Source organism: Mucilaginibacter rubeus, from assembly GCF_003286415.2.
GTDB classification, from domain to species: domain Bacteria; phylum Bacteroidota; class Bacteroidia; order Sphingobacteriales; family Sphingobacteriaceae; genus Mucilaginibacter; species Mucilaginibacter rubeus_A.
Genome location: NZ_CP043450.1, coordinates 202,219 through 226,177, shown reverse-complemented (window position 1 = coordinate 226,177; position 23,959 = coordinate 202,219). Strand labels below are relative to the sequence as shown.

Sequence of the window (23,959 nt, the reverse complement as noted above, 5' to 3'; positions counted from 1 at the left end):
AAGTTAACGCCTGCTGTTGTCCCTGAAATTTTGAGTACGTACGGCAATTTGCTCTAAAGTAAGCTCACCGTATTTTTTAGCGCGATCTGCCCATTCAGGGGCATTGTCAACCAGGTTATCGATAATTGATTTACCGTCCGGTCCTTTTTTGGTTACGTAATTTATGCCGTAAGCAACTGCAGCACCTATAGCAAGAGTTTTGATAAAGCCCATTTTAATTTTCTTTTCTGATATATGACAATGATAATGCCAGTTTGTTACCCGGTTTACTAAAAGCTTCTATATTTGAAGCACTTAAACACAATAGCCACAATATGTTTTTTATATTTTCAAAAGTGCTTTCATTTATAATGAACCTGCTTTTATGGGTATTCGCATTTTTACTGATAGCCCTTTTTTCAAAGAACGTAAAACGTAAACGGAAATTTTTGCTTATCGGTATTATCGCACTTTATATTTTCTCCAACCCACTGGTAATTAACTTTGTAAGCTGGTGCTGGGATATCAGGGAAATAAATGTACCGGCAGACAAAAAATATACTTGTGCAATTGTGCTGGGTGGTTTCAGCTCGGATGATGGCAATGGCGGGGGCTTTTTTAATGGTGCTGCCGATAGGTTTATCCAGGGCGTACGATTACAAAGAACCGGCCAGGTTAGTCATATTTTGGTAACAGGAGGAAACGGTCTTTTGATGCCATCAGCATTTAGGGAGGGCGATTGGACAAGAGAGCAACTCAAGGAAATGCAGGTACCCGACAGTTGTATACTCAGCGAATCCAAATCGCGTAACACCATCGAGAATGCTGCATTTTCAAAGGTAGTACTGCAACAGCACAAACTTAAAGGCCCATATCTGTTGGTTACCTCGGCATTTCACATGCGCCGCTCCATGATGATATTTAAAAAGCAGGGGGTTGATGTTATAGCGTACCCATGCAATTTTTCAAGCCGGAGATTTGCCGTATCATTCGATGACTTCCTGCCCAATGCCGGCGCCCTGGCCGGTTGGGGAACGTACATAAAAGAAGCCATCGGCTACGTAGTAACTCGCTATTTTAAATGATCAGCCATGCCTTAGCTGACTGGGTACAAGCATTTTAGGATCGCGCTTATTATGCTTATTCCAGTTGGCAATATCAACCAAACCCGGCGGAGTTTGATAATGATCCGGATTGGCACCGCATCTCACTATAAATTTACCCTTGGCCTGTGCAATTACAGGTCTGCTGCCGCAAATGATGCAAGGCTCGCAAAAAATTGATACCTGAATTTTAATTGGTTTGCTCATAATTTAAAACTAAGGTGCCACCAATCGGCCGAAAATTCAATACCAAGTAGTTGGTATTTTTTTAACCACTACCGTTTGGCCTTTTTTAAAGGCTGATGCATCATCAGTTGTTCAATATCTTTTGCAATAGCTCCCGGTTCCATAGCAAACTGAAGGTATAAAAATCGTTCGCCGGGTATTACCACGTCGGTACCATCATCCTTTATCTCCATATTAAGCTTTCGGTACGCAAAATATGGCTTAGGCCCTCTGATGGCAGTTAGCACGGCTGTTTCATCCCAACTGTTACGGCCTATTGTATTTTTATCCCTGTCCAGCGCAATCTGAAAGGCATCCTTTATCGGGCTGTTTTGTATCGAATAGTTATGGGTGAGCTTAATTCCCGTCAGGATCTTTTCGCCTATTTCAAAACCGCTTAAGGTTATCGGTGTAGGCCAGTTTTTAAATACTTCCTGCGCCGAAGCTGCATCTACATTTACGTTGTACTCGCTGAAAGTTTTACCATCAGCACCTATGCCGGTAGCCATGGATACCAGGTTTTTCACTTTCTGTTTTACCAGTTGCACTCCTGTTAACTCGCTGTATTTATCAGCTCCTGAACGAAGCAGATCGGCCAGGTTGGTAAAAAAGCCAACCGAAATAACGGTCACACTGCCATCGGCCTGGCTTGCCAGTATTTTGCGGTAAAGCGACACCGCCTCAACTGCCTGGCTGTTTGATTTAATTTTATGCGGATATCCTGCTATGATAGCTTGTGCCCAGCGTTGCGCACAGTCTTTATTGGGTTTATCTTTTTTTACAATCCCTATCGGGATATCGGGCCTGCCAAAATAAGTATTGATCACGCTGATGGTTGGCGCAGTAGTTTCAAAAGCATTACATGATATGGTAGCCAATATTTTTGCTTCGCCTTTATCGGCAAAGGCATGTAACAACGCCATCGCGCCTACATCGTCATAATCGCCGGCAATATCAGTATCAAAAATAACAGGGATAGGATTGTGTTTTTGCGCTTTGGAAAAGCTCAACGTAAAAAATAATAGCAAGGTGAGGGATGCTGATCTAAGGTTCATTTTTTACAATAAAATTTTAGGTAGATGCTATTAATAATTGGTTATTAACAAGTTGCGATACTATAAATCTAAGAAATTAATTCGCATTTATTAAAATGATTATTCTAATCAATTAATATTAGATGCGCGGTAAAAAGAAAAATATAGATGCCGCCCCGAATTATTTAAAGCCATGTTATGCATTTGCAGTTGTGGATTTTGTTCTTTAGCTAAGTCCTTCGTCGGGGTGCTTTTCTAATCTCTTATCATCATATTAAATTGATTTTCGATTGTAGTTTTTTTTGTATCTAAAATTTGTCTTAAATGCTGCATGTTAGCTATAACCGCAGAGAGTTCATTAACTCCGACGCTATCTATAAGAAATTGTACGTGACCTTGAATAAGGAGTATTGAAAACTTGACATTCTTAGTCATCCCAAATGAAAACTTCAAATTATATTTCGACGTGGAGTCTTGATAGCAGAACTTTTCATAAAATTTGTTCTTATTGAGGTTGGTTAAAATCGGTTGTATTTCCTGTTGCGAGTAGTGCATGGAGATAGATTTTAAACAAGGTAGGAATATTTTTGCGCAAAATAAGCTTTGTGAACTTTCTTTTTAGGATAGGATATTATATCTTAAGGCAGTTAATTAAATTCAAATTTAACTTCAGGAATTCCTAAAAGGCTGCGATGGCTTTTTAAAGGTTAATTATCACATTATTTGATTACTTTGGCAGGTATTAATTTATAACGAACTCGCTAATCAAATGACTTATTGCCTGGGAATTAAAGTTAAAGAGGGGTTGTTGGCCATTGCCGACACCCGCATAACTTCGGGGACTGATACTACTGTAAAAAAGAAGATCACAATAGAACAAAAAGATCACTTCTCGCTGTTTATCATGACCAGTGGCTTGCGTTCGGTGCGCGATAAGGCAGTGATCTATTTCAATGAACTACTGGAAACAGCCGAGTTCAACAAAATGTACAAAGCCGTGAATGCTTTTGGCGAGCAGGTGAAACGTGCCGCCCAGGAAGATAAGGAATCGCTTGATGCCTCTGGCTTACGGTTTGACCTGAATACCATCATAGGCGGACAATTACGCGATGACGATGAGCACAAGCTGTTTTTGCTTTATCCCGAAGGTAACTGGGTTGAGTTGGGACAAGGTGCGCCTTATGTGGTTATCGGTAATTCGGGCCATGGCAAGGCTATCCTAAACCGGATTCTTGATGAAAACTCGAGCCTGAAATTGGCGTTGAAAACAGGTTTTCTTTCGTTCGATTCAACAAGGGTAAGCTCAAATAATGTTGATTTCCCTATAGATGTTGCTGTTTATAAAAAGGATAGCTTTAATATTGTTGAGCAACGTTATAACAAGCAAGATCTGGAACACATCTCCACCCAATGGGCCGAAGAACTGAAACTTGCCCTCGACCATATATCGGAAGACTGGATGGACGCGACATTTAACAAATTAGAAGAAATAAAAACAGAAAGCTGATAACATGAAATTCGATGTGTTTTCCCAAATGGAATATGTGGTGCGGTCGCCCGGCACATTGATTTTAAACATACATGCATTACGCAGCCCCAATCAAACCATACTAAGCGAAGAATTTAGCTTAGAGCCGTACATTAAGTTTGAAGAACTGCAAACGCTGCAGGGCGAAAGCCGTTTAGTGCGCTTTGATGTGAGTGCCGATACGCCTGATATTAAAGTCACTTACAAGGCTGTAGTTGATAATTGTTATGAAGTAGCCGATTTCAGTGAGCTACAGGAAACCCACGTTTCGGAATTGCCTTCGCCGGTGTTGCCTTATCTTAACCCGAGCCGCTATTGCCAGTCGGACAAGTTATATCGTCTTGCCCATAATATGTTTGGGCATATAACCAACCCTTTTGAGCAAGTAGTTGAATTAACCAACTGGATCCATAAAAACGTGCAGTACTTAAGTGGTTCAACCAATTCGCAAACATCCGCTTTTGATACGGTAACTGAACAGGCAGGTGTTTGCAGGGACTTCGCGCATTTAGGTATAGCTCTTTGCCGGGCCTTAACTATTCCGGCAAGATATTTTACTGGTTATGCCTATCACCTTAAACCGGCTGATTTTCATGCCTGCTTTGAGGCATACCTTGGTGGAAAATGGATTCTGTTTGATGCTACACGACTGGTACCATTAAACGGCCTGGTCAAAATAGCCACCGGTCATGATGCCGCCGACTCGGCCATAGCCAACATTTTTGGCGACGTTACCTTTACAACCATGCAGGTAAGCTGCGAGCTTGCCGAAGACGGCTTTGAACCATTTTATTATGTTGATGGTGAGTTTAAGGGATTGTCGTATTTGTAAAAGGGAAGCTCTGTAAACCGCCCCTATCTATTTGTCATCCTGAGCGATAGCGAAGGATCTCCTTCAGTAGACAAAGCCGCTGTACAGAGCGAAGAAGATGCTTCGTTCCTCAGCATGACAAAATTTTAAAACAGGTGTCAAAAAATGTCATTTCGATAGAGCAGCGGGTTGGGCTGATGTACGGGCGAAAGAGAAATCTTATACTCAAAGCAAAGCGAAAATGCATGGTGTATAAGATTTCTCCTCACCGGAGCTCAAACCCAACGCTTTTTCGTCGAAATGACATCGCTTATTTATGATCAGCTTTAAAGGATAGATCGTGTAATAGCCTTCAAGGTATTTGAAACAAGCCCCTTGGCAAATCTTTACCTTTTCCCCTTTTTAACCGGCACTTTTTTACGCTCTTTCACCGCGTAAACCCAATTGGCTCCCAGTACCGCTATACATATCACCAATCCAAAAAACTCACGTACTTCTTCAACCCATGGCTTTTCGGCTTTCATGGTTTGTACAAGGCTTTCGGCATGGTGGTATTCAAACCAGTCTACCAGGCCATTATTGTCAAATATTTTATAGATGGCGTAGCCTGTAAAAACAGCGATACCTACCGCGTACCCAATTGGATAAAATTCTTTTTTTGCCGCAAGGTAGCAGAACCAGGCACAATACAAATAAATAGGCATCCAAAGGTATGGGTCGGGATCATTATACTGTAAACCCGCGAAGATGATAAAAAGTACAATCCATACAATGTTGAAGATTTTCATAAGTAAAAAGCAATTGCAATAATTTATACTGGTTTTGGCGCCTAATATGCAGGTTAAGCAATGCTAAATATAGAAATTTAGTTTGCACTTTTTAAAGGCAAAAAATAGTTTTTATATACTTAAAAAGTGGCAAAAACAGGCAGGAAAATTGATGTATATAAAATGAACCTGATGAAAATTTGATGTCGCGGGCAGATTCGAACTGCCGTTTAGGGTATTGCGGACCCCCACCTATCCTCTCGGTCACGCGACTTGAAAACTATAGAAAAAAATCACTTAATCAGATCGGTTGTGGGGTGTAGATATAATTATCTCTCTCCCGTTTTGCACAGGAGCAGGAATTAGCACCTTTTACATTATGCGGATGTACAGGTTGCTAAGACGTCTTTGGGCCTTTCCCTCAGTCTTTCTTGATAAGTTATAAAAGAACGCTTTGTCGTTGTTGACAGTGCAAATGTAATAATTAATTATATAAATCCTATGGTTTTAGTAGTTTAATTTCATTTATATTTGTTTTATATTGATTTTGAGGGAGATAAATTCAGGAAGGGAGTGATTGTGATGTCTTTGTTTGAGACAGGATAGCCATTAGACCATAAAAAGGAAGAGCGCGGGCCGTGCGATTCCCTCCCCTGGGAGGGTGTAGGGAGGGGTTCAGCGAGATGCCGGTCATTGCAAAGACGTATAAACCCCTCCCTGCCAATACGCAACCCTAACGCACCCCTCCCGGGGGAGGGAATTTCCGATATCTTCACTTTGTTTTTTGGTACTCCCCACTAAAAAACTTAAATGATCACCATTTAATCTGAAGTAGTCACCATAATTTTATTAGCTAACCATTGCACCTTTGTATTGTTAAAACATTAAAACACACCATAATGAAAGCAAACAAAATAGCATTAATAACCGGCGGTAGCCGAGGCCTGGGCAAAAACGCCGCAAAACACATCGCCCAAAAAGGCATTGACGTTATAGTTACTTACCGCACCAAAAAAGAAGAAGCCGAAGCTGTTGTGGCCGAAATAGAATTGATGGGGCAAAAGGCTGCCGCTTTGCAGCTGGATACCGGTATTGTATCAACATTTGATGCTTTTATTACAACACTAAAATCAACCCTAAATGAAAAATGGGGACGTGATACTTTTGATTTTCTGATCAACAACGCGGGTATTGACGCGGCCTCGCCATTTGCACAAACCACCGAAGAGGATTTTGACAACCTGTTTAATGTGCATTTTAAAGGCGTTTACTTTTTAACCCAGAAAAGCCTGCCTATAATTGCCGATGGCGGCCGCATCATCAATTTTTCGACCGGACTGGCTCGTTTCTCAACTCCCGGCTATGCTGCCTATGCATCCATGAAAGGCGCTATTGAAGTATTTACCAAATACCTTGCAAAAGAACTGGGCGGTCGCGGTATAGCCGCAAACGTTGTGGCTCCGGGTATCATCCAGACCGATTTTACCAAAGCGGCATTTGACTCACACCCCGGTTTGGAAGAAATGATGTCGAAATCAACAGCTTTAGGCAGGGTTGGTCAGCCGGATGATATCGGAGGCGTAGTAGCCTTCCTTTGTACAGAAGATGCCCGCTGGATCAACGCTCAGCGTATTGAAGCTTCGGGCGGGATGTTCTTGTAGTTTAGTGAGTGGTTGATTTTTAGGTGAGTGGTTGACTGGGTTGATTAAGTGAGTAGTTACAGGCGGAATGCTTGTTTGCGAGCTTTCAACCTAATCAACTATTCCCCCAATCAACCACTCACCTAATCAACCAAATCACTATCTTTCCCACAAAAAAAGCAAATGGAATTTGGTAGAGTAACAGATGAGGAATTAGTAAGGGTTGATTTTACCCTGCCAGCAGATCCGCAGATTACTGTTGATACGCTTGCAGCCGCCAAAAATGATGTACCTCTGCAGGTACATGTTGGCTGTGCTAAATGGGGACGCAAGGAATGGATCGGCAAGATCTATCCGCCAAAAACCAAAGACGCCAATTTCCTGGACGAATATGTTAAGCACTTTGATTGCATAGAGCTTAACGCTACCTTCTACCAGGTTTACGGCACCGACACTATTGCTAAATGGAAAACCAAGGCCGATAGCAACCCCGGTTTTAAATTTTGCCCCAAATTTTCACAAAGTATCAGCCATATTCGCCGTTTAAAAAACGCCGATGATATTACCACTACCTACTATGAAGGTATTTTAGCCTTCGGCGAAAAGCTTGGCCCGCTGTTTTTACAGCTGAGCGATAACTATACGCCTAAAAGCTTCCCGGAACTTAAAGCCTACCTGGAGCAATTGCCGAAAGATATCCCGGTATTTGTTGAGCTACGCCATAAAGACTGGTTTGCCGTTGCCGAAAACCGCGACAGGGTATTTAACCTCTTCCGCGAACTCAATATTGGTTCAATTATAACTGATGCCAGCGGCAGACGCGATGTAGTGCACATGGCTTTGCCCACACCGCATGCCTTTATCCGCTTTGTAGGTAACAGCCTCCATCCTACCGATTACGCCCGCGTTGACGAGTGGGTTGAAAGGATTAAAAACTGGAAAGATCAGGGACTTAAATCGGTATGGTTTTTTATGCACCAGCACGATGAGCGTTACTCGCCCGAACTGGCCGATTACGTAGTTGAAGAATTAAACAAAGCGCTGGGCACGCAGCTAATGCGCCCAACGTTTATCCAACGCGACGATAAGCCAACCGCACAAACCTCGCTCTTATTGTAATGGCTCGGTAGTAGCAGGCGGAATTTTTAAAGCCGGGTTAAAGTTTGGGATCAGTTGCTTCACCTTATCGGCGGTAGAGTTGTTCATATCCAGGAACGACCAGCTTTTACCACCATCGCCGCTAACCGCCAACAGGTAGCTATGCATAGCTACCCTGCCTTTAGGGCTTGACATAACGATGGTTTCCGGCAGCAGGCAATGGGTTTCGGTACCGGCCTTGTAAAACTTGCCGGGGTCGCCTACGGTAATACTTTCAAAGTTTATACCAGCGGCTTTCATCTGCTGCATGGCTGCGCCCATCATGGCTGTCATTTTTTCTTTACCACCGGCCATTTGCACCGCTTTAGGATAAGTGTAATTAACGATGCCTTTGTAATCGCCTTTGGTCATGCTTTGGGCCATTAAGGTAGCCTGTTGTTTTACTACAGCCGGGTTTTGCGCGTGTAAAGCCAGTGGCGACAATATGATGATCAGGAGCCTGAATACTTTTTTCATAGGATGTTTTTATTTTTTAATGAGGATCTCATCGGCAAGTTGATCGGTGCCATCAACCTTACCATTGTATTTAAGCCCCAATATCCGATTTACTAAATTAAAAACATCAACATTTTTAAAAGAAGGTACTTGTTTGCCTGTTTTAAAGGCCGGCCCCCAAGTCAGGAAGGTAGCGTGCATATCTTTTACAGCGTATGGATCATAACCATGCCAGCCGATATTTATTTTTTTATTGTTCCATAAATTAAAAATCAGGGGATAATGCGGAATCAGCAAAATATCGCCTATGCGGTTATGCCAATCGTCGGCAGTACTATAGTGCATGTTAGCCGGCATATTGGCTTTCAGATATACATCGTAATCCTTCGCTTCAGCTTTAAGGCGATCATAAGTTGGCTGGATAGCCGCTTTATCTTTGGCATACAATTCAACCAGTATACCGTCGCCGGAGATCTTGAATTTAGCCGTGTCAATGGCAGCGGGAATGCCCATAGTATGCTCACGGTCAATTTTGGTCATACCGTGGTCTGATACAAAAATGAAGTTAACATCAACGCCGGTAGTTTTTACAGCCTTGTTCAGCTCATTAACTGCCGAATCAACAAAATGTACCTCATGCTCGGTTTCCGAAGCATCAGGGCCAAAGGTATGGCCCGCGTGGTCAACCTGTGGAAAGTAAAATGTGATCAGGTGCGGGCGTTTATCTTCAGGAAGCTTCAGCCAGTTTACCACGGCACTGATCCGGTCATGAATGTCTATCTTATCATTATAAACATAATAGTAAGTAGGGTTAATGCCCTGTATGGCCGCCTCCGAAGCCACCCAGTAAAAACTTGCCGAAACCATTTTTTGCTGCTCGGCCAAAACCCAAAGTGGCGAACCAAAATACCAGCTGCTGTCCTTTACCTTTTGCTTATTGCCCATGGAATAACTGTCGTCACGCGCACGATCATAAAAGGAGTTATTAACCAAACCAGAGTGCGATGGATATAAGCCACTTACTAAAGCATAGTGATTAGGGAAAGTTACCGAAGGATATGAAGGGATCATAGATTCGGCCTGTACGCCTTTGGCGCTTAAACCAAGTAAATGCTGCGCGTTGTATCTTTTAGCATAATCATACCTGAAGCCATCTGCCGAAATCAGGATAACGTAAGGCTTTTTCTGTTGAGCAATGCTGTTTTTACGGTTGGGGATTATTTTTTGCGTGGTATCCTGCGCGAAAGCGGCGCTAACCAGTAATAGGAAAACTAAAAGAATACTGTACTTTTTCATGCTGAAACAATGATGCGCGAATGTAGCCATACCGCGTTACCTGAATAAAAACAACCGGTAAACTTTGGCTGTTTTTAGCATTATCTAATCAAATTTTTACATCTTGCTATAAAAGCAGCAACGTAGCTATAAATTACTTTCCTCTTAATTTAATTGCGAATGAAAATCCTTATAGCGCTATTATTGTCAGTTGCCTTTAGCTGGTCTGTATCGGCCCAAACACCTGTTGCCCAAAACGGTAAGCTAAAGGTAGAGAATGGCAAACTTGTAAACGAACATGGTGTTGCCCCTCAATTAAGGGGGATCAGCTTTTCATGGTCGCTTTGGCAGGGGCGTAAGTATTTTAATCCGGGCGTAGTAAGCTGGTTAGCCGACGATTTTAAAGCATCCATTATCCGGGCCGCAATGGGTGTGCAGCCCGATGGCGGCTATCTGCAACAACCTGAAGAGCAAAAAGACCTGATTGTAAGTGTAGTTGACCAGGCGATAAGGAGCGGTATTTATGTGCTGATAGACTGGCACGATCATAACTCAAACCTGCATGTGAGCGAGTCGAAAGATTTTTTCAGGCAGATGGCTAAGAAATATGTCGGTATACCTAACGTGATCTACGAAATCTGGAACGAACCTGAAAAAACCGACTGGAAAACGGTTAAGGATTATGCGCTGCAAATCATCCCAGTCATCCGCAAATACGATAAGAGTAATATCATAGTAGTGGGCAGTCCGCACTGGGACCAGGATGTAGATATTGCCGCTGCCGATCCGATAAAGGGCTACAGTAATATAGCCTATTCTTTCCACTTTTATGCCAGCGACCCGTATCATCAGGATGCTTTACGGGCAAAAGCTGACAAGGCTATCGCCATGAAACTACCGTTGATTGTTACCGAATGGGGCGTTGGCGAAGCCAGCGGCGACGGTGAATTTAATCTGCAAAAAACTCAAGCCTGGCTTAAATGGACCGAAGACAATAAACTAAGCTGGACTAACTGGAATATCACCGATAAACACGAAACCACCGCCCTGCTGCAAAACAATGCCCCCATACAAGGTGGCTGGACAAAAGCCAACCTAACCCCGGCCGGCATCTTTATCAGGAATGTATTGAGGGAGTTGAATAAGTAAGCCTTTAACAAAGGGTGGTAATAGCAAAATGCGAAGCCGGCAAAATTCCCCTCTTGAGAGGGGGCGCGGCGGTATGAGCGCAAGCAGGGGTATGTTCTACGATTGACTTATCGAAGAAAGAACACACCCCTACACCCCCTCTCGAGAGGGGAATCGCACCTGCCCTTGCTTTCTGCTTGATTGCGCCTCATTCATGAGAGATTTAACTGAAGTTATTTCAGAGCCTCTGCTATCCCTTTCTCTACCAACGGCCCCATTATCCGGTAGCCCTCTAAAGTAGGATGTACACCATCGGCGGCAAGATTTTTTGGCAGGCCTTTACGCTCGTCGGCCATGGCGCGGTGGTAATCTACATAAACCATTTTCTGGGCATCGGCAAATGCTTTAAGCATGCTATTAAGCTGGATAACTTTTTGGGCAGGCTCCATACCCGGACGCCATGGGAAAGCATAAGCAGGTAATACCGAACAAATCACCACTTTAATATTGGCAGCTTTGGCCAGCAAGGCCATGGATTGAATATTGCCAAAAATATCTTCAATAGCTATAGGGCCGTTATTTTGGGCTATATCATTAACACCCGCCAGGATCACTACCGCGCCGGGTTTCAGGTCAATTACATCTTCACGGAAACGTACCAGCATTTGGGTAGTGGTTTGGCCGCTGATGCCACGATTATAATATGGCTTGCCGCTCCAAAAGGTCGAATCCCTGTTGAGCCAGAAATCGGTAATGGAATCGCCCATATAAACTACACTTTTAGGGTTTGGGGCCGATGCTTTTATTTTGTCATTATCGGCTTTGTAACGACCCATATTTGCCCAGTCTTTATGAAAAGCGTCTTCCCATTGCTTGTGGTAGGCTTCCCACTGTTCGTTCCTCTCTTTCACCGATTTTATCTTAGGGTCAACCGGTTTCAGTAAACCGTTTAGTTCCAGCCAGTCGTTAAAACGTTCTATCCAGTTGTCGGTAGGCAGATTTTGTTTGCGCATGCCAAAACCATGACCGCCTTTTTGGTACATATGCAATTCGGCGCTGTGTTTTGATGCCAGCCATTTGCTGTAAAGCTCAACACTATGCGGTGCAAGGCCAAGTTGATCATCAGTAGCGGCGGCAATGAACATTGGCGGCGCGTCATCAGGAATTTGTGAAAGCAATTCGGGCGGTACGTAAGCGTAAATAGGCGCGTCAAAATCGGGTTTATTAGCGGCCGTATAATTAAATGCGGCTGCACCAGCCAATGTACCTCCTGCCGAAAAGCCCATGATCCCGATGCGCTTCGGCGAAACATGATATTCGGCAGCATGTTCACGTACATAGGCAAGAGCCGTGCGCGAGTCAGCTACGGCCAGAGGGATAATTGGCGCTACCTGTTTAGGAAAATCTTTCTGGCTCATTTTGCTCATCAGCTCTTTTACCGGATCATTGGTTAAACTGTGTGCCAGTCGGTATTTGAGTACAAAACAGGCCACCCCCTGTTTGTTGAGCCATTTAGCTACGTCATACCCCTCGCTGTTGATAGAAAGGGTATGAAAACCGCCGCCCGGACAAATAACTACGGCCGTACCCGTGGCAATAGCTGAATCAGGCAGGAAAACGCTTAATGAGGGACGTGTAACGTTGTAAACTACTTTGGTGTTAAAAGCATTGTTTTCGCTTTCGGCTTCGTTCCAGTTCCAGCTTTCAGAACCGGGGGCCGCACCGGGATACAACGGAATAACTTTTTGCTGAGCTTGCGCACCAAGACACGCTAACAGGAGTAAGGAGCCTATCAGTTTTAATTTCATGGGAGGTTTAATTCAGGTTAATGTTGATATACAAAAATAACAGCATAAAGCTAATAAGCAAGATGCCGAAACGTTTTAGCAAAGATAAATTCCTAATTAGTCACCGTATCTGTAACCTCGCTGTAAAATATCTGTTATAAGGTTTAGTGACAGATATTTTCGCTATCTTAAACATTCCTGATTTATATGACTGCGGCGTTTATCCATATCAAAAATCTGCTCCGGATTTTTCCGTTGCTCATTTTGCTTGGAGCATGCGCCAAACAAAAAAAGATCTTTCAAAGCGATTGCAATATCTCCAAAGATTACAAGAAGATTTCATTTACCGAACTGGTCAATCATATCGAAAAATATGACAAGCAATATGTTGAGGTGAGTGGCAAATACAAAGAAGGAAATGAGCAGTCGGCGCTTTTTAACGACAGTCTTTTTTCAAATCACGATCTGCACAATGCTTTATGGATTGATTTCAGTCAGGATTGTCCGCTTTATTTGCCTGGTACACATATTGGCTTGTTTACCTATAATGATGGGCAGTTTACCCAAATGAATAAACGTAAGGTAACCATTCGTGGCGTGGTTGACGTGAGCGACAAAGGCCATTTAAAACAATATAAGGGGACTATTGACAGGGTAAGCTTTATTGAGTTATAAGTTCCTACAGACATTCATGCATATAACACTGATGAAGCCGGCTAAGAACCTAACGGATCATTAACCAAGGCCGAAGCATCTAAAGGGATAAGTGAACTGCAACATAAATAGGCACTGGTTTAAACAATTATTTTTTAAAATGACAGGGATAACTTGTTGATTTTCACAAAAGTTTTGAGCATCAAAATGGTAGCATGATTACTATCGCCAATGAAATTTTTGTTTGATGGATTTAGATAGCCTTCTATTAATTCCAGTACATCCGCATTTACTGAAGCAAAACCCATAGACCAATTAGGGAAAATCCTTTCTTCAACACTCCCGGATACCATCAAGATAATATTACGATGGCGGGAGTCAAGCGTAATAGCGTTATAGATAGCGTAAAGATTTTCTTTTTCACCCTCAAGGGCTTGAATAAAAGTCCCTTCACTATAAAGGAGCATACCTGTCACATTATGTTCGGCATTTTTTATCCGTGCCGCTTGTAACAGATCCAATAGTTCTGCATCGCTCATGAATTTTTTAGCGGTGCTGACATAAACAAGATATTCCATGACATTAGGGTCAATATTACCTCCTCAATATACGAAGAGTTAATACAAAAAAGCACAAAAATATTAATGTAGCAATCCGGTTTCTAACCTAAATAACTAATTAAACAGGGTAAAAACGGGTATTGTAAGTCTGTTACTTTCTGCAAAGGTTTTTACCATATTAACCGTTGGGTGGTTATTAACATCAGCCGCAAAGCTCATCTTTGCCGGGTTTAAATAACCCTCAACCACTTCAAGCACATCCCCATTTACTGACGCGAAAGACATTGACCATTTTGGAAAAATCCGTTCATTAAGTATCCCACTGATCATCATAATTATGTTGCGGTGCCTGGAATCGGCCTGAATGGCGTTATAAACCCTGTGCAGATCGTCCTTTTCACCTTCAAGAACCTGCAAAAAGGTGCCCTCGCCATAAAGAAGCATTCCGGTAATGTTGTTTTCGGAGTTTTTTGACCTGGCCGATTGCAGCAGGTCCAATAGTTCAGCATCGCTCATTAGCTTTTTAGAGGTGCTAATAAATACAAGATATTCCATATAGAAATAAAATTAGGGGCTATTTTATTTTCATAACTACGAAGAAAAAGAGGCGGTGGTTTTATGTCGATGTTAAAAAGTCAATTTTAACCCGTCATAAGCCAGTTCGATACCCGCAGGTAGTTCTTTAGAAACATCGGCATGTTTGCCCAGCCTGTGGCTGATGTGCGTAAAATAGGTGGTTTCCGCCCCTATATCATTGGCAAAAGCAATGGCCTCACTAAGTGTAAAATGCGAGATATGGGTTTCCTTTTGCAGGGCGTTTATCACCAGCGTTTTTGTGCCCCGTATTTTTTCCTTTTCGGCATCTGGAATGGTTTTGGCGTCGGTGAGATACGTAAAATCTTTGATCCTGAAACCTTTTATAGGAAGCTTGTAATGGAATACCTCGATAGGGATAAGCTCAACGTTACCTATCCTAAACGGCTTAAGCGCGATGGTATGCATTTTTACCTGCGGAATGCCAGGATAACCTGTGCCGTCAAAAATATAGGGAAATTCACGCGCCAAAGCTTTTTGAACCCGTTCATCCGCGTAAATATCAATTGGCGCATTCTGTTTGTAATTAAACGCCCGGATATCATCCATACCGGCAACATGGTCTTTGTGCTCATGGGTAAAAACTATGGCATCCAACCGTTGTACATTAGCGCGGAGCATCTGGTACCTGAGATCGGGCCCCGAATCAATTGAAATAACCTTGTCTTCGGCTTCAATTAAAATAGAGCTGCGCAGGCGCTTATCATGCTTATCTGTAGAGAGGCATACCTCACAGTTACACGCTATAACAGGTACGCCCTGCGATGTTCCGGTTCCTAAGAATGTTATGGTCACAGCTGCAGTTTTGTTTGTTTAATCTCTTGTAAAAATGCAATCTGTTTATCATCAAGCAGCTTGTAATCAACCTCAAGTTCGCGTAACAGTTCTGTCAAAGCAAGGATCTTACTTTCCAGGTTAGAGAAACGGTTCACCACAATCATTTTACTGCTGAGCAGCAAACATGCACCGGTTTTAAAGTTGCCTTTTTCATAGCGAACCTTGTAACCTGCCGTTTTTAACAGCATTTCCAGTTTCTCAAGCGTATGGTTTGTTGCGGTAAGCATTAATTTCAAAAGTAGTAAAAACAGGGGTATTTAAAGTACCCAATTTGGCATTTGCATGTCACATTTGCTAAATAAATTTCTATTTTTATTTACCTTTTATATCCTAAAACTATCCAAATGAAGAACTTACTGCTCACCACAGCCGGTATTGTTTTTAGTATCAGCATTTACGCCCAGCAAACAAAAACCTATGCCGAAAAGCTTGGCTGGCCCAAAGGCGCCCGTGTAATTATTTTGCACGTTGATGATGCGGGAATGTCGCATGAATCAAATGAGGGCGTTGAAAAAGCCATTGGTGAAGGTGTAGCTACATCAACCAGTGTGATGATGCCCTGCCCCTGGGTGCCCGATTTTAAACATTATATGGATCAACACCCCGGCATAGATGCCGGCCTGCATTTAACCCTAACTTCCGAATGGCAAAATTACCGCTGGGGACCACTTTCCGGTAAAGCCGCGGTGCCCGGATTGGTGGATAAAGAGGGGGCTTTCTGGCCGGGAGTTGCCGCCGTATATTTCCGTGCTACCGCAGATGAAATTGATAAGGAAATACGCGCCCAGCTTGACCGTGCCTTAGCCATGGGCTTTACGCCAACACATCTCGACTCGCACATGGGAACACTGTTTGCTAAACCCGCTTTCCTCGAAAAATATATAAACCTGGGCATCGAAAAAAAGATACCGGTAATGCTGCCCGGCGGCGAAGATGCATTTTACCGTGCTGAAGCTAAAAATGCCACCATTGCCCAACTCAAAAAAGATGGCAAGTATATCGAGGGCATGATCATTCCCGAACCGGCAGAACTGGCTAAAGTACGTGAGCTTGGCGAGCTGGCCTGGAAAGGTGGTCTCCCGGTATTGGACGATCTGGATAACTCAAGCTACGATTGGGTAATGCCCGATATTGACAAGGTTACCGATAAGGAGTTACAAAAATGGTATACCGAGCATTATATCGAAAACTTCGACCGATTTTCACCTGGCTTAACCATGGTGTTGATGCATTGCACCCAGCCATCATCACAATTTAAAAATATCTGTAACGAAGGCCAGAAACGCAAAGGCGACTTACTGGCCATGACCGATCCACGGTTGAAAGCTTACCTGAAACAAAAAGGGTTTATTTTAACTACGTGGAAAGAGGTAATGGAACGCAGGGCTAAGGTGGGAAATGAGTAAGTTTGTTTTATGAATGATGATAAACACGTTAAAGTACTATTCAGGGTATATAGCAATATTTTAGAAGAGATTACTGTAGAAACCATGTGGACTAAAGTAATTGACGAAGTTCAAGGACTTTACGAGTTAAATAACATTCCTTTTTATCTGCCCATTATAGCATCGGGCGATATCATATTTGCTGAGTTTGATGAAGATGAAAAAATGCTTACTTACCGTGAAACCCGGGAGTATTCGGGCAATTCAACTATCCACGTGATTTTAATGGATGATACCGCAGAGCTCAAAAACATTGGTAAACCATTTGAAGAACTGGGATGTAACTGGGAAGGGATGGGCAATAAATATTTTGCCGTAGACGTCCCCGTTTCGGTCGATTACGTTTTAGTCAAGGCCCGCTTAGAGGAATTAAAACAGCAGGATATTATAGGTTATGCTGAATCGTGTTTATCAGAAGAGCATCAATATTAACTATCTGAAATTACTCAATACACTGAGTAAAATTACTCAGTGTATTGAGTAAAACAATAACCTAACCATAACCAACTGATTTATAGCTTATTTTAAATCTACTCTACATTACATTACATCTTTGGCGAAATTTTAGTTACTTGCCGAACATTCTATCTGCTTTTATGCGCATCAACATCTTTGGAGCATCAGGCTCAGGAGTAACCACGCTCGGCCAGGCTTTGAGCGAAAAACTTGGCTACCCTTATTTTGACAGTGATCATTATTTCTGGTTCCCTTCCAATCCTCCTTTTACCAACCGGCGACCACCCGAAGAGAGAAATGCCATGATCAACAATGAAATGGCCGGTAACGAAAACTGGATCCTCGGTGGCTCGGTTATCAACTGGAACAATAATTGGCAATTTGATCTGTCGGTATTCTTATATATTCCGCCGACCATCAGGATCCGGCGTTTGCAGGAAAGGGAGTATGAACGCTACGGCGATATCATCCATACCGACAGAGAGCGGAACAGGCTCTATAATGAATTTATTGAATGGGCACGAGGCTATGATGAGCTTATCACTAACAGCCGCAGCCTGCACTCGCACAAAAACTGGATGAATAACCTAAAAACGCCTTTATTGGTTATCGAAGGTGACACTACTGTGGAGGAAAGAGTTGAAGCTGTTTTGAGGAAGTTAAAAGCGATTTAAAACAACTCCCGCCTTAGCACCCCAATAGACCGTTATTGGCGTTATCTCCTAAATTGTCATTTCGAATGAGCAGAGGGCAGGGATCGTGCGTCGGGGCGAAAGAGAAATCTTATACGCCATGCAAATTCAGCCCGAATAGTTCGCTCAGCATCTTGTATAAGATTTCTCCTCGTTCCTCGTTCGAAATGACAATTTTTCTATTTATAGCCAAGAGGTGAGCGACAGGGGCAAATTTAAAGAAACAAAAAAGCGGAAGATAAAACCTTCCGCTTGCCGTTGTTGGTGTTGTCACCAACAACTCTACGACGTACAATTATCATATTTCGTTGCCAATCTTATGGTTGTTGGTGACAACACCAACAACGGCGTAAGGGGCAAATTTAAAGAAACAAAAAAGCGAAAGGTAAAACCTTCCGCTTTAAAATATCTCAAATCTCACGTCTCGAATCTCACATCTAAATAAGACTTACCTCAAGTCCACAAGTTCAACACCAGGGTGACCTTTGGCATCCCATGCAAAAGTTGCATCGGCTGCAGGTACATTTGGGGTAAAGGTGCGCACGGTATAAGTATACCTGTTTCCGTTCTTATCGAACAGTAAAGCACTGTAAATTTGTTTTTTTACCTTATCGATAGTAAGCTTCACTTTGTAAATAGCTTTTTTATCATCTTCCGGAGTAAGCTCAATAGTTTGATAGGTTTTACCTGCTATCTTCTGTTCGCCGGTGTACAGGTATTTGAAACCTTTTTCATACATGGTAAAAATCTGGGCCGGGTTGCTTAGTCCGTCGCCGTTTTTATCGGCGTCGCTTACCTGTACTTCTTTATCTTTTTTCAGGTATGTCCACTGGCTTTTGCCATCGCTTAGTATTTCCTTATCAACTTCGGGTTTTGCCGCCGAGTTATACAGCGTAACCCTGTATTTTCCGGATTTTGCTTTTGATACCAATGTACCAGTTTGTGTTTCTTTGATGTTGGCTTGCTGGTTATTGAGGCTCAGGGTAAAATCAGTTTTTATAACATCGTATGAACGATACTTTTGACTAACCTCACCTAAAATCGCTTTTGCCTGGCTGTCTTTTTGCGCAAAAGCCGTGCTGTATGTACTTATTGCTAAAATGGTATATGCTATGATCTTTTTCATTCAGTTTTATTCAACAACAACTATAATCATTAATAGTTATTGGATTAGAGTAATTAAATTTTGCTTGGTTTAATCTTTAATAGGTTTTTGCAGCGTTTCCAGGTAACGCTCAAGGCTGTACTCATCAGGATAAAGCACGTCGCGGGCTTTGCTGCCTTCAAACGGACCAACAATTCCGGCTGCTTCCAGCTGGTCAATGATACGACCGGCACGGTTGTAGCCCAGTTTCATTTTACGCTGAATAAGTGATGTTGAGCCCTGCTGATGCAATACAATTAAACGCGCGGCGTCCTCAAACATCGGGTCGCGGTCATCAGGATCATATTCTTTGGCACCGCTGCTGGCTTCACCTTCACCAACGTATTCAGGCAGGTACATGGCCGATGGATATCCTTTTTGGTTACCGATAAAGTCGGAAATAGCCTCAACTTCGGGCGTATCAACAAAGGCACACTGTAAACGGATCAGGTCGCTTCCTGTTGAGAACAACATATCCCCGCGACCGATCAGCTGATCGGCGCCACCCGCATCCAAAATGGTACGTGAGTCTATCTTAGAAAGTACCCTAAATGCCAGCCTCGACGGGAAGTTGGCTTTGATAGTACCCGTAATGATATTTACCGAAGGACGCTGTGTAGCGATAACCAAATGGATCCCCACCGCGCGGGCCAGCTGCGCGATACGGGCAATAGGCATTTCCACCTCTTTACCGGCGGTCATCATCAAATCGGCAAACTCGTCAATTACCAGTACAATAAATGGCAGATAGCGGTGTTTTTCAGGATCGCTGATCTTACGGTTCACAAATTTGGCGTTGTACTCTTTCAGGTTACGTACCTGCGCATCTTTCAACAGGTCATACCGCTGATCCATCTCAATACAAAGCGAGTTGAGCGTGTTTACCACCTTTTTGGTATCGGTGATAATGGCATCGCCATCATCTGGTAATTTCGCCAAAAAGTGCCTTTCTATCTTACGGAAAAGCGTAAGCTCCACCTTTTTAGGATCAACCAGTACAAACTTCAGTTCGGCAGGGTGTTTTTTGTACAGCAGTGATACCAGGATAGCGTTAATACCAACCGATTTACCCTGCCCGGTGGCACCAGCTACCAGTAAGTGAGGCATTTTAGCCAAATCGGCAATAAACACCTCGTTTGATATGGTTTTACCTAAAGCGATAGGCAGGTCCATGGTAGTGTTCTGGTATTTTTCTGTCGATAGTATCGAGCGCATCGAAACCATTTCCGGATTCTGGTTTGGTACCTCGATACCGATAGTACCTTTACCCGGCATAGGAGCAATGATACGGATACCCAAAGCCGCCAAACTTAGCGCGATATCATCTTCCAGGTTCTTGATCTTGCTGATCCTTACACCCGGAGCCGGGATAATCTCATACAAAGTAACTGTTGGCCCGATGGTCGCCTTGATCTTATCAATCTCGATGTTGTAGTGGTTCAGGGTCTCAACAATTTTGTTTTTGTTGGCCTCCAGTTCTTCGGCGTTAACCGAGATCTTGTTTGAACCGTGATTCTCTAACAGCTCGATGTGTGGTAGTTTATAAGAAGCCAGGTCAAGCTTGTGGTCATAAACACCAAACTTGCTTAGCAAATCATCCTTCTTAGCTTCATCGGCCTGCTCCACACTCAGCTCAGGCAGTGGCCTGCTGGTGTCAATGGTAAGTGGGATCTCATCATCCTCTTCCGGCTCGTGCTTAAGGGTATTTTCCGGGCGCAAAACAACAGGCTCGTGATACTCGGGCACCTGCTCCATAGGAGGCTGTCTGAATTGTGATGGAGGAGCAATCGGTTCCTGCACCATGGGCTCAGGCATAATACTGCTTACATGAGTTTCACGAATATTATTATTTCCCCGCGGCCATTCAAGAGGTGCTGATGGTTCTTCATCAATCAATTCAACCGGTTCAGGCGCTACTTCTTCAACCTCCATTGGTGCTACCGGACGGTCTTTGCGTTTAGGTATTTTAAAGTCGATGTTATAGGCTATTACCAATACGGTAAGCGCCAAAAACACCAGCAGGCCGCCGGTGCCCGCCTCGCCTATCTGCGCTGCAAGTAAACGGTTGCTCCAAAAACCGAAACCTCCTTCAAGGTAGTGCGGATAATCGATGATAAATGAGTGAAAATATGCTATCGCTACCGAAATAAAAACAATGCTGAATAATGAGTATGCCAGTGTTTTACGGATAGAAAACAACCTTGCCTTGAAAAGCAAACGGTATCCCGCAACAAAAAACACAAAAACAAATATGAACGAAGCCACACCAAACCACTCATAAATAAACTGGTTTGATAACAACGCTCCAAACTTACCCAGCCAGTTTTGCGCCCTGACGGTTTGATCGTTGAGGTCTGCTATTTCATGAATAGTGGTACCAGTTGAAAGGTTATGCCAGCCACCATTTGTTTTGGAAATATAGCTTTGGTCTTCCTGCCAGGTAAACAGGTACGAGGTAAAAGCAATCAGGAAAAAAACAGATAAAAGCAGCGAAAACAAACCCGCAATTTTAACAGCTTTGCCATTTTCATAGTCAAAATCAAAGCTGGGCAGCTTAGGTAATCTCCTGCCTGTCGCACGTTCCTTTTCAGCTTTACCGGTTTGGCGTGGCTGATTTTCTCCCTTGAAATTATTAGTTCTAAACTGGTTTCCTTTTGCCGGCATCCTGATGTAACAATCGTTTATGTGCAAACTTACGTAAAATTTCACCTATGTAAACTTTGCGGCTACCCCCGGTAAATATTTTATATAAGATTCATTAACCTGCCAAAAATTACAGGCCGAATGAATATAAAGTTAACAGATTATATAACTTATTGGTAACATTTTTAATTTTTTAGTATAATTGAAAAACAACATTTACCTCTAACATAAAAAGCAACTTTAATCAAGTAAATATACAGCGGGCTTAATAGTCACGCTTTACTTAACCGAGTAATGAGCATAGAAAGACTGGAAGAATACATTGCATCTGCCGATTTAGATAGTATCAATACCCTGCTTGGCCGCGACCGGGCATTGGCTACCCAAAAAACGAGCCTTAGGGTATCTCCGCTTATGCTTTCGTGCTATTATAAAAAGCCCGAGGTTACCAATTTGCTGTTAAATTACGTAAGCGATATCAGTTTATTTGAAGCCGCCGCGGCCGGCAAATTTGATATTGTTACCCACCTTGTAAGCAGCAATCCCAATGCCCTTGATGACTATGCCGATGATGGCTTTACAGCCCTTGGATTGGCCTGCTATTTCGGCCAGTTTGATGTGGCTCGGTACCTGGTGCTGAAGGGAGCAAATGTTAATCTCCAATCAAACAATGGGTTCAATGTATTTCCTATTCACTCTGCGGTTGCCGGTAATTATACCGAAATTGCCCGGATGCTGATTGAAAACGGCGCTAAAGTAAACGTTGTACAACAAGCGGGTGCTACGCCCCTGCATTCTGCCGCGCAAAACGGTAACCTCGAGCTCATTATCCTGTTACTGGAAAGCGGTGCCGAAGTTTTCACCCGCATGGAAGGCGGTAAACTCCCTGCCGATCTGGCCCGTGAAAAAGGCTTTGAAGAAATAGCCGACATCTTGAGTTAATGTTTAAACGCTTAATTTTAAACCTATTAAGCGATAGTATTTTATAGTTCATGGGTGTTTTTTAAAGCTTATCGCATGTTTTTGTGTCGGGCGCTTTTATATATTTGTAATAACCTGAATTATAACAAATGAGAGAAATAGCGCTGCTTATTCACGAAGACATCAATCTTTCAACCATTTCCGGGGTATTGGATATGGTGAGACATACCAACCGTTTTTTGGTAGAAAGCGGCAAAACCGAAGCTTTCAGCGTGATGCTTGTAGGCGAAAAAATAAACAATAACCTGCTTTACTTCCCTGCACAGTTTACCGGTTTCAAAACCATTGACGAGATCGATAATATCGACCTGGTTATTGCCCCGGCATTTTACGGTCCGCCTGATTTGGTCATGCGTAAAAACAAAAACCTGATAGATTTTATCAAAAACATGTATGACAAGGGTGCCGAAGTAGCCAGCCTGTGTTTTGGCAGCTATTTTTTGGCCGAAGCCGGGGTACTTAACGGCAAACCCTGCACCACCCACTGGGTTGCTGTTGATGATATGAAACGCCGTTACCCGCAGGTGGATATTTTACCCGATATGGTAACCACAGATAAAGATGGTACCTACACCAGCGGCGGGGCTTTTTCAAGCATGAACCTGGTACTATACCTAATTGAAAAATATTGCGGCCGGGATACCGGCATCTGGGCCAGTAAAATGTTTTCGCTGGACATTGACCGTACCAGCCAGGCACATTTCAAGGTATTTGAAGGGCAGCATCAGCATGAAGACCAGGAAATTATGCGCTCGCAATTATTTATTGAAAACAATTACCATCTGCCTATTTCGGTAGAGGAAATTGCCGGGCAAACCAATATGAGCAAGCGCAATTTTATCCGCCGTTTTAAAAGCGCTACCCAAAACACCCCTATGGAATACCTGCAAAAGGTAAAGATCGAATCGGTAAAAAAAGGACTGGAGAAAACCAACCACAATATCAGCGAATTGATGTATAAAGTGGGCTATAATGATCTGAAGACATTCAGAAAGATATTTAAAAGGATAACAGGCTTAACCCCGCAGGATTACCGGAGCAAATATTGCAGAAGGGCTGTGTTAGAGAATTAGATTTACGTTT

At 43.0% G+C, this 23,959-nt stretch carries 25 protein-coding genes and 1 riboswitch; of the genes, 12 read left to right on the top strand and 13 right to left on the bottom strand.

Annotated features, from left to right (window positions below; all coding sequences use genetic code 11):
• Positions 1-3: 3 nt before the first annotated feature.
• Complete coding sequence (locus DEO27_RS00960; RefSeq protein ID WP_091175047.1) at positions 4-213, bottom strand: hypothetical protein; 210 nt, start codon at positions 211-213, stop codon at positions 4-6.
• Positions 214-314: 101 nt separating this feature from the next.
• On the opposite strand from DEO27_RS00960, the gene DEO27_RS00955 reads away from it, so the two are divergent.
• Complete coding sequence (locus DEO27_RS00955) at positions 315-1,064, top strand: YdcF family protein (RefSeq protein WP_112572429.1); 750 nt, start codon at positions 315-317, stop codon at positions 1,062-1,064.
• Here DEO27_RS00955 and DEO27_RS00950 read toward each other — a convergent pair whose 3' ends face one another.
• On the bottom strand, positions 1,065-1,289 hold the full coding sequence (locus DEO27_RS00950) for a hypothetical protein (RefSeq protein ID WP_112572431.1): 225 nt from the start codon (positions 1,287-1,289) through the stop codon (positions 1,065-1,067).
• 68 nt (positions 1,290-1,357) lie between these two features.
• Positions 1,358-2,362 (bottom strand): nucleoside hydrolase, encoded by a 1,005-nt coding sequence (locus tag DEO27_RS00945; RefSeq protein ID WP_112572433.1) that lies wholly within the window; start codon positions 2,360-2,362, stop codon positions 1,358-1,360.
• 748 nt (positions 2,363-3,110) lie between these two features.
• Here DEO27_RS00945 and DEO27_RS00940 point away from each other — a divergent pair.
• Together DEO27_RS00940 and DEO27_RS00935 are read left to right on the top strand one after the other, a co-directional pair.
• Complete coding sequence (locus tag DEO27_RS00940) at positions 3,111-3,848, top strand: peptidase (RefSeq protein WP_112572437.1); 738 nt, start codon at positions 3,111-3,113, stop codon at positions 3,846-3,848.
• A 4-nt stretch (positions 3,849-3,852) separates the two neighbouring features.
• Positions 3,853-4,701, top strand: coding sequence for a transglutaminase-like domain-containing protein (locus DEO27_RS00935; protein ID WP_112572439.1), 849 nt, complete (start codon positions 3,853-3,855; stop codon positions 4,699-4,701).
• Positions 4,702-5,066: 365 nt separating this feature from the next.
• Here the strand turns inward: DEO27_RS00935 and DEO27_RS00930 are convergent, their stop codons facing one another.
• Positions 5,067-5,468 carry a transmembrane 220 family protein gene (locus tag DEO27_RS00930; RefSeq protein ID WP_112572441.1) on the bottom strand — a complete coding sequence of 134 codons (402 nt, stop codon included), beginning with the start codon at positions 5,466-5,468 and terminating at the stop codon, positions 5,067-5,069.
• Between the two features lie 305 nt (positions 5,469-5,773).
• Positions 5,774-5,888, bottom strand: a riboswitch (SAM riboswitch).
• A gap of 458 nt (positions 5,889-6,346) precedes the next feature.
• Between DEO27_RS00930 and DEO27_RS00925 the strand changes: the two genes are divergently transcribed.
• Together DEO27_RS00925 and DEO27_RS00920 are read left to right on the top strand one after the other, a co-directional pair.
• The gene (locus DEO27_RS00925) at positions 6,347-7,108 is read left to right on the top strand and encodes an SDR family oxidoreductase (RefSeq protein WP_112572443.1); all 762 of its coding nucleotides are present in this window, start codon (positions 6,347-6,349) and stop codon (positions 7,106-7,108) included.
• Between the two features lie 162 nt (positions 7,109-7,270).
• Positions 7,271-8,206 (top strand): DUF72 domain-containing protein, encoded by a 936-nt coding sequence (locus tag DEO27_RS00920; RefSeq protein ID WP_112572446.1) that lies wholly within the window; start codon positions 7,271-7,273, stop codon positions 8,204-8,206.
• On the opposite strand, the gene DEO27_RS00915 is transcribed toward DEO27_RS00920, so the two are convergent.
• Positions 8,198-8,701 carry a hypothetical protein gene (locus tag DEO27_RS00915; protein ID WP_112572449.1) on the bottom strand — a complete coding sequence of 168 codons (504 nt, stop codon included), beginning with the start codon at positions 8,699-8,701 and terminating at the stop codon, positions 8,198-8,200. The genes DEO27_RS00920 and DEO27_RS00915 overlap by 9 nt on opposite strands.
• Before the next feature lie 9 nt (positions 8,702-8,710).
• Complete coding sequence (locus DEO27_RS00910; RefSeq protein WP_112572573.1) at positions 8,711-9,976, bottom strand: ectonucleotide pyrophosphatase/phosphodiesterase; 1,266 nt, start codon at positions 9,974-9,976, stop codon at positions 8,711-8,713.
• Between the two features lie 159 nt (positions 9,977-10,135).
• Between DEO27_RS00910 and DEO27_RS00905 the strand changes: the two genes are divergently transcribed.
• The gene (locus DEO27_RS00905) at positions 10,136-11,104 is read left to right on the top strand and encodes a glycoside hydrolase family 5 protein (RefSeq protein ID WP_223818120.1); all 969 of its coding nucleotides are present in this window, start codon (positions 10,136-10,138) and stop codon (positions 11,102-11,104) included.
• A 212-nt stretch (positions 11,105-11,316) separates the two neighbouring features.
• On the opposite strand, the gene DEO27_RS00900 is transcribed toward DEO27_RS00905, so the two are convergent.
• Positions 11,317-12,891: a GDSL-type esterase/lipase family protein gene (locus tag DEO27_RS00900; protein ID WP_112572453.1), complete on the bottom strand. Its 1,575-nt coding sequence runs from the start codon at positions 12,889-12,891 to the stop codon at positions 11,317-11,319.
• A 186-nt stretch (positions 12,892-13,077) separates the two neighbouring features.
• Here DEO27_RS00900 and DEO27_RS00895 point away from each other — a divergent pair, with 186 nt between their 5' ends.
• Positions 13,078-13,545, top strand: a complete 468-nt coding sequence (locus DEO27_RS00895) for a hypothetical protein (protein ID WP_112572455.1) — start codon at positions 13,078-13,080, stop codon at positions 13,543-13,545.
• Between the two features lie 134 nt (positions 13,546-13,679).
• On the opposite strand, the gene DEO27_RS00890 is transcribed toward DEO27_RS00895, so the two are convergent.
• The 4 genes from DEO27_RS00890 to DEO27_RS00875 form a co-directional block, all read right to left on the bottom strand.
• Positions 13,680-14,102, bottom strand: a complete 423-nt coding sequence (locus tag DEO27_RS00890) for a BLUF domain-containing protein (protein WP_112572457.1) — start codon at positions 14,100-14,102, stop codon at positions 13,680-13,682.
• A 96-nt stretch (positions 14,103-14,198) separates the two neighbouring features.
• A complete protein-coding gene (locus tag DEO27_RS00885) occupies positions 14,199-14,639 on the bottom strand; it encodes a BLUF domain-containing protein (RefSeq protein WP_112572459.1) in 441 nt (146 codons plus the stop codon).
• A gap of 72 nt (positions 14,640-14,711) precedes the next feature.
• Positions 14,712-15,473: an MBL fold metallo-hydrolase gene (locus DEO27_RS00880; protein ID WP_112572461.1), complete on the bottom strand. Its 762-nt coding sequence runs from the start codon at positions 15,471-15,473 to the stop codon at positions 14,712-14,714.
• Positions 15,470-15,742: a hypothetical protein gene (locus tag DEO27_RS00875; protein ID WP_110586553.1), complete on the bottom strand. Its 273-nt coding sequence runs from the start codon at positions 15,740-15,742 to the stop codon at positions 15,470-15,472. Before DEO27_RS00875 ends, DEO27_RS00880 begins: the two co-directional genes overlap by 4 nt.
• A 117-nt stretch (positions 15,743-15,859) precedes the next feature.
• Between DEO27_RS00875 and DEO27_RS00870 the strand changes: the two genes are divergently transcribed.
• The 3 genes from DEO27_RS00870 (at position 15,860) to DEO27_RS00860 (ending at position 18,090) form a co-directional block, all read left to right on the top strand.
• The gene (locus DEO27_RS00870; RefSeq protein WP_112572463.1) at positions 15,860-16,921 is read left to right on the top strand and encodes a polysaccharide deacetylase family protein; all 1,062 of its coding nucleotides are present in this window, start codon (positions 15,860-15,862) and stop codon (positions 16,919-16,921) included.
• Between the two features lie 9 nt (positions 16,922-16,930).
• Positions 16,931-17,392, top strand: coding sequence for a DUF4265 domain-containing protein (locus DEO27_RS00865; protein WP_112572465.1), 462 nt, complete (start codon positions 16,931-16,933; stop codon positions 17,390-17,392).
• A gap of 164 nt (positions 17,393-17,556) precedes the next feature.
• Positions 17,557-18,090, top strand: coding sequence for an AAA family ATPase (locus tag DEO27_RS00860; RefSeq protein WP_112572467.1), 534 nt, complete (start codon positions 17,557-17,559; stop codon positions 18,088-18,090).
• Positions 18,091-18,556: 466 nt separating this feature from the next.
• On the opposite strand, the gene DEO27_RS00855 is transcribed toward DEO27_RS00860, so the two are convergent.
• Positions 18,557-19,234: a LolA family protein gene (locus DEO27_RS00855; protein WP_112572469.1), complete on the bottom strand. Its 678-nt coding sequence runs from the start codon at positions 19,232-19,234 to the stop codon at positions 18,557-18,559.
• 69 nt (positions 19,235-19,303) lie between these two features.
• Positions 19,304-21,916, bottom strand: a complete 2,613-nt coding sequence (locus tag DEO27_RS00850; RefSeq protein WP_112572471.1) for an FtsK/SpoIIIE family DNA translocase — start codon at positions 21,914-21,916, stop codon at positions 19,304-19,306.
• A 273-nt stretch (positions 21,917-22,189) separates the two neighbouring features.
• On the opposite strand from DEO27_RS00850, the gene DEO27_RS00845 reads away from it, so the two are divergent.
• Positions 22,190-22,837 carry an ankyrin repeat domain-containing protein gene (locus DEO27_RS00845; RefSeq protein WP_112572473.1) on the top strand — a complete coding sequence of 216 codons (648 nt, stop codon included), beginning with the start codon at positions 22,190-22,192 and terminating at the stop codon, positions 22,835-22,837.
• A 128-nt stretch (positions 22,838-22,965) separates the two neighbouring features.
• A complete protein-coding gene (locus tag DEO27_RS00840) occupies positions 22,966-23,949 on the top strand; it encodes a GlxA family transcriptional regulator (protein ID WP_112572475.1) in 984 nt (327 codons plus the stop codon).
• Positions 23,950-23,959 lie beyond the last annotated feature (10 nt).

Excerpts from the sequence above, each read along its gene's own strand:
- DEO27_RS00960 (WP_091175047.1), bottom strand. The coding sequence starts at position 213 with ATGGGCTTTATCAAAACTCTTGCTATAGGTGCTGCAGTTGCTTACGGC.
- DEO27_RS00955 (WP_112572429.1), top strand. The coding sequence starts at position 315 with ATGTTTTTTATATTTTCAAAAGTGCTTTCATTTATAATGAACCTGCTT.
- DEO27_RS00950 (WP_112572431.1), bottom strand. The coding sequence starts at position 1,289 with ATGAGCAAACCAATTAAAATTCAGGTATCAATTTTTTGCGAGCCTTGC.
- DEO27_RS00945 (WP_112572433.1), bottom strand. The coding sequence starts at position 2,362 with ATGAACCTTAGATCAGCATCCCTCACCTTGCTATTATTTTTTACGTTG.
- DEO27_RS00940 (WP_112572437.1), top strand. The coding sequence starts at position 3,111 with ATGACTTATTGCCTGGGAATTAAAGTTAAAGAGGGGTTGTTGGCCATT.
- DEO27_RS00935 (WP_112572439.1), top strand. The coding sequence starts at position 3,853 with ATGAAATTCGATGTGTTTTCCCAAATGGAATATGTGGTGCGGTCGCCC.
- DEO27_RS00930 (WP_112572441.1), bottom strand. The coding sequence starts at position 5,468 with ATGAAAATCTTCAACATTGTATGGATTGTACTTTTTATCATCTTCGCG.
- DEO27_RS00925 (WP_112572443.1), top strand. The coding sequence starts at position 6,347 with ATGAAAGCAAACAAAATAGCATTAATAACCGGCGGTAGCCGAGGCCTG.
- DEO27_RS00920 (WP_112572446.1), top strand. The coding sequence starts at position 7,271 with ATGGAATTTGGTAGAGTAACAGATGAGGAATTAGTAAGGGTTGATTTT.
- DEO27_RS00915 (WP_112572449.1), bottom strand. The coding sequence starts at position 8,701 with ATGAAAAAAGTATTCAGGCTCCTGATCATCATATTGTCGCCACTGGCT.
- DEO27_RS00910 (WP_112572573.1), bottom strand. The coding sequence starts at position 9,976 with ATGAAAAAGTACAGTATTCTTTTAGTTTTCCTATTACTGGTTAGCGCC.
- DEO27_RS00905 (WP_223818120.1), top strand. The coding sequence starts at position 10,136 with ATGAAAATCCTTATAGCGCTATTATTGTCAGTTGCCTTTAGCTGGTCT.
- DEO27_RS00900 (WP_112572453.1), bottom strand. The coding sequence starts at position 12,891 with ATGAAATTAAAACTGATAGGCTCCTTACTCCTGTTAGCGTGTCTTGGT.
- DEO27_RS00895 (WP_112572455.1), top strand. The coding sequence starts at position 13,078 with ATGACTGCGGCGTTTATCCATATCAAAAATCTGCTCCGGATTTTTCCG.
- DEO27_RS00890 (WP_112572457.1), bottom strand. The coding sequence starts at position 14,102 with ATGGAATATCTTGTTTATGTCAGCACCGCTAAAAAATTCATGAGCGAT.
- DEO27_RS00885 (WP_112572459.1), bottom strand. The coding sequence starts at position 14,639 with ATGGAATATCTTGTATTTATTAGCACCTCTAAAAAGCTAATGAGCGAT.
- DEO27_RS00875 (WP_110586553.1), bottom strand. The coding sequence starts at position 15,742 with ATGCTTACCGCAACAAACCATACGCTTGAGAAACTGGAAATGCTGTTA.
- DEO27_RS00870 (WP_112572463.1), top strand. The coding sequence starts at position 15,860 with ATGAAGAACTTACTGCTCACCACAGCCGGTATTGTTTTTAGTATCAGC.
- DEO27_RS00865 (WP_112572465.1), top strand. The coding sequence starts at position 16,931 with ATGAATGATGATAAACACGTTAAAGTACTATTCAGGGTATATAGCAAT.
- DEO27_RS00860 (WP_112572467.1), top strand. The coding sequence starts at position 17,557 with ATGCGCATCAACATCTTTGGAGCATCAGGCTCAGGAGTAACCACGCTC.
- DEO27_RS00855 (WP_112572469.1), bottom strand. The coding sequence starts at position 19,234 with ATGAAAAAGATCATAGCATATACCATTTTAGCAATAAGTACATACAGC.
- DEO27_RS00850 (WP_112572471.1), bottom strand. The coding sequence starts at position 21,916 with ATGCCGGCAAAAGGAAACCAGTTTAGAACTAATAATTTCAAGGGAGAA.
- DEO27_RS00845 (WP_112572473.1), top strand. The coding sequence starts at position 22,190 with ATGAGCATAGAAAGACTGGAAGAATACATTGCATCTGCCGATTTAGAT.
- DEO27_RS00840 (WP_112572475.1), top strand. The coding sequence starts at position 22,966 with ATGAGAGAAATAGCGCTGCTTATTCACGAAGACATCAATCTTTCAACC.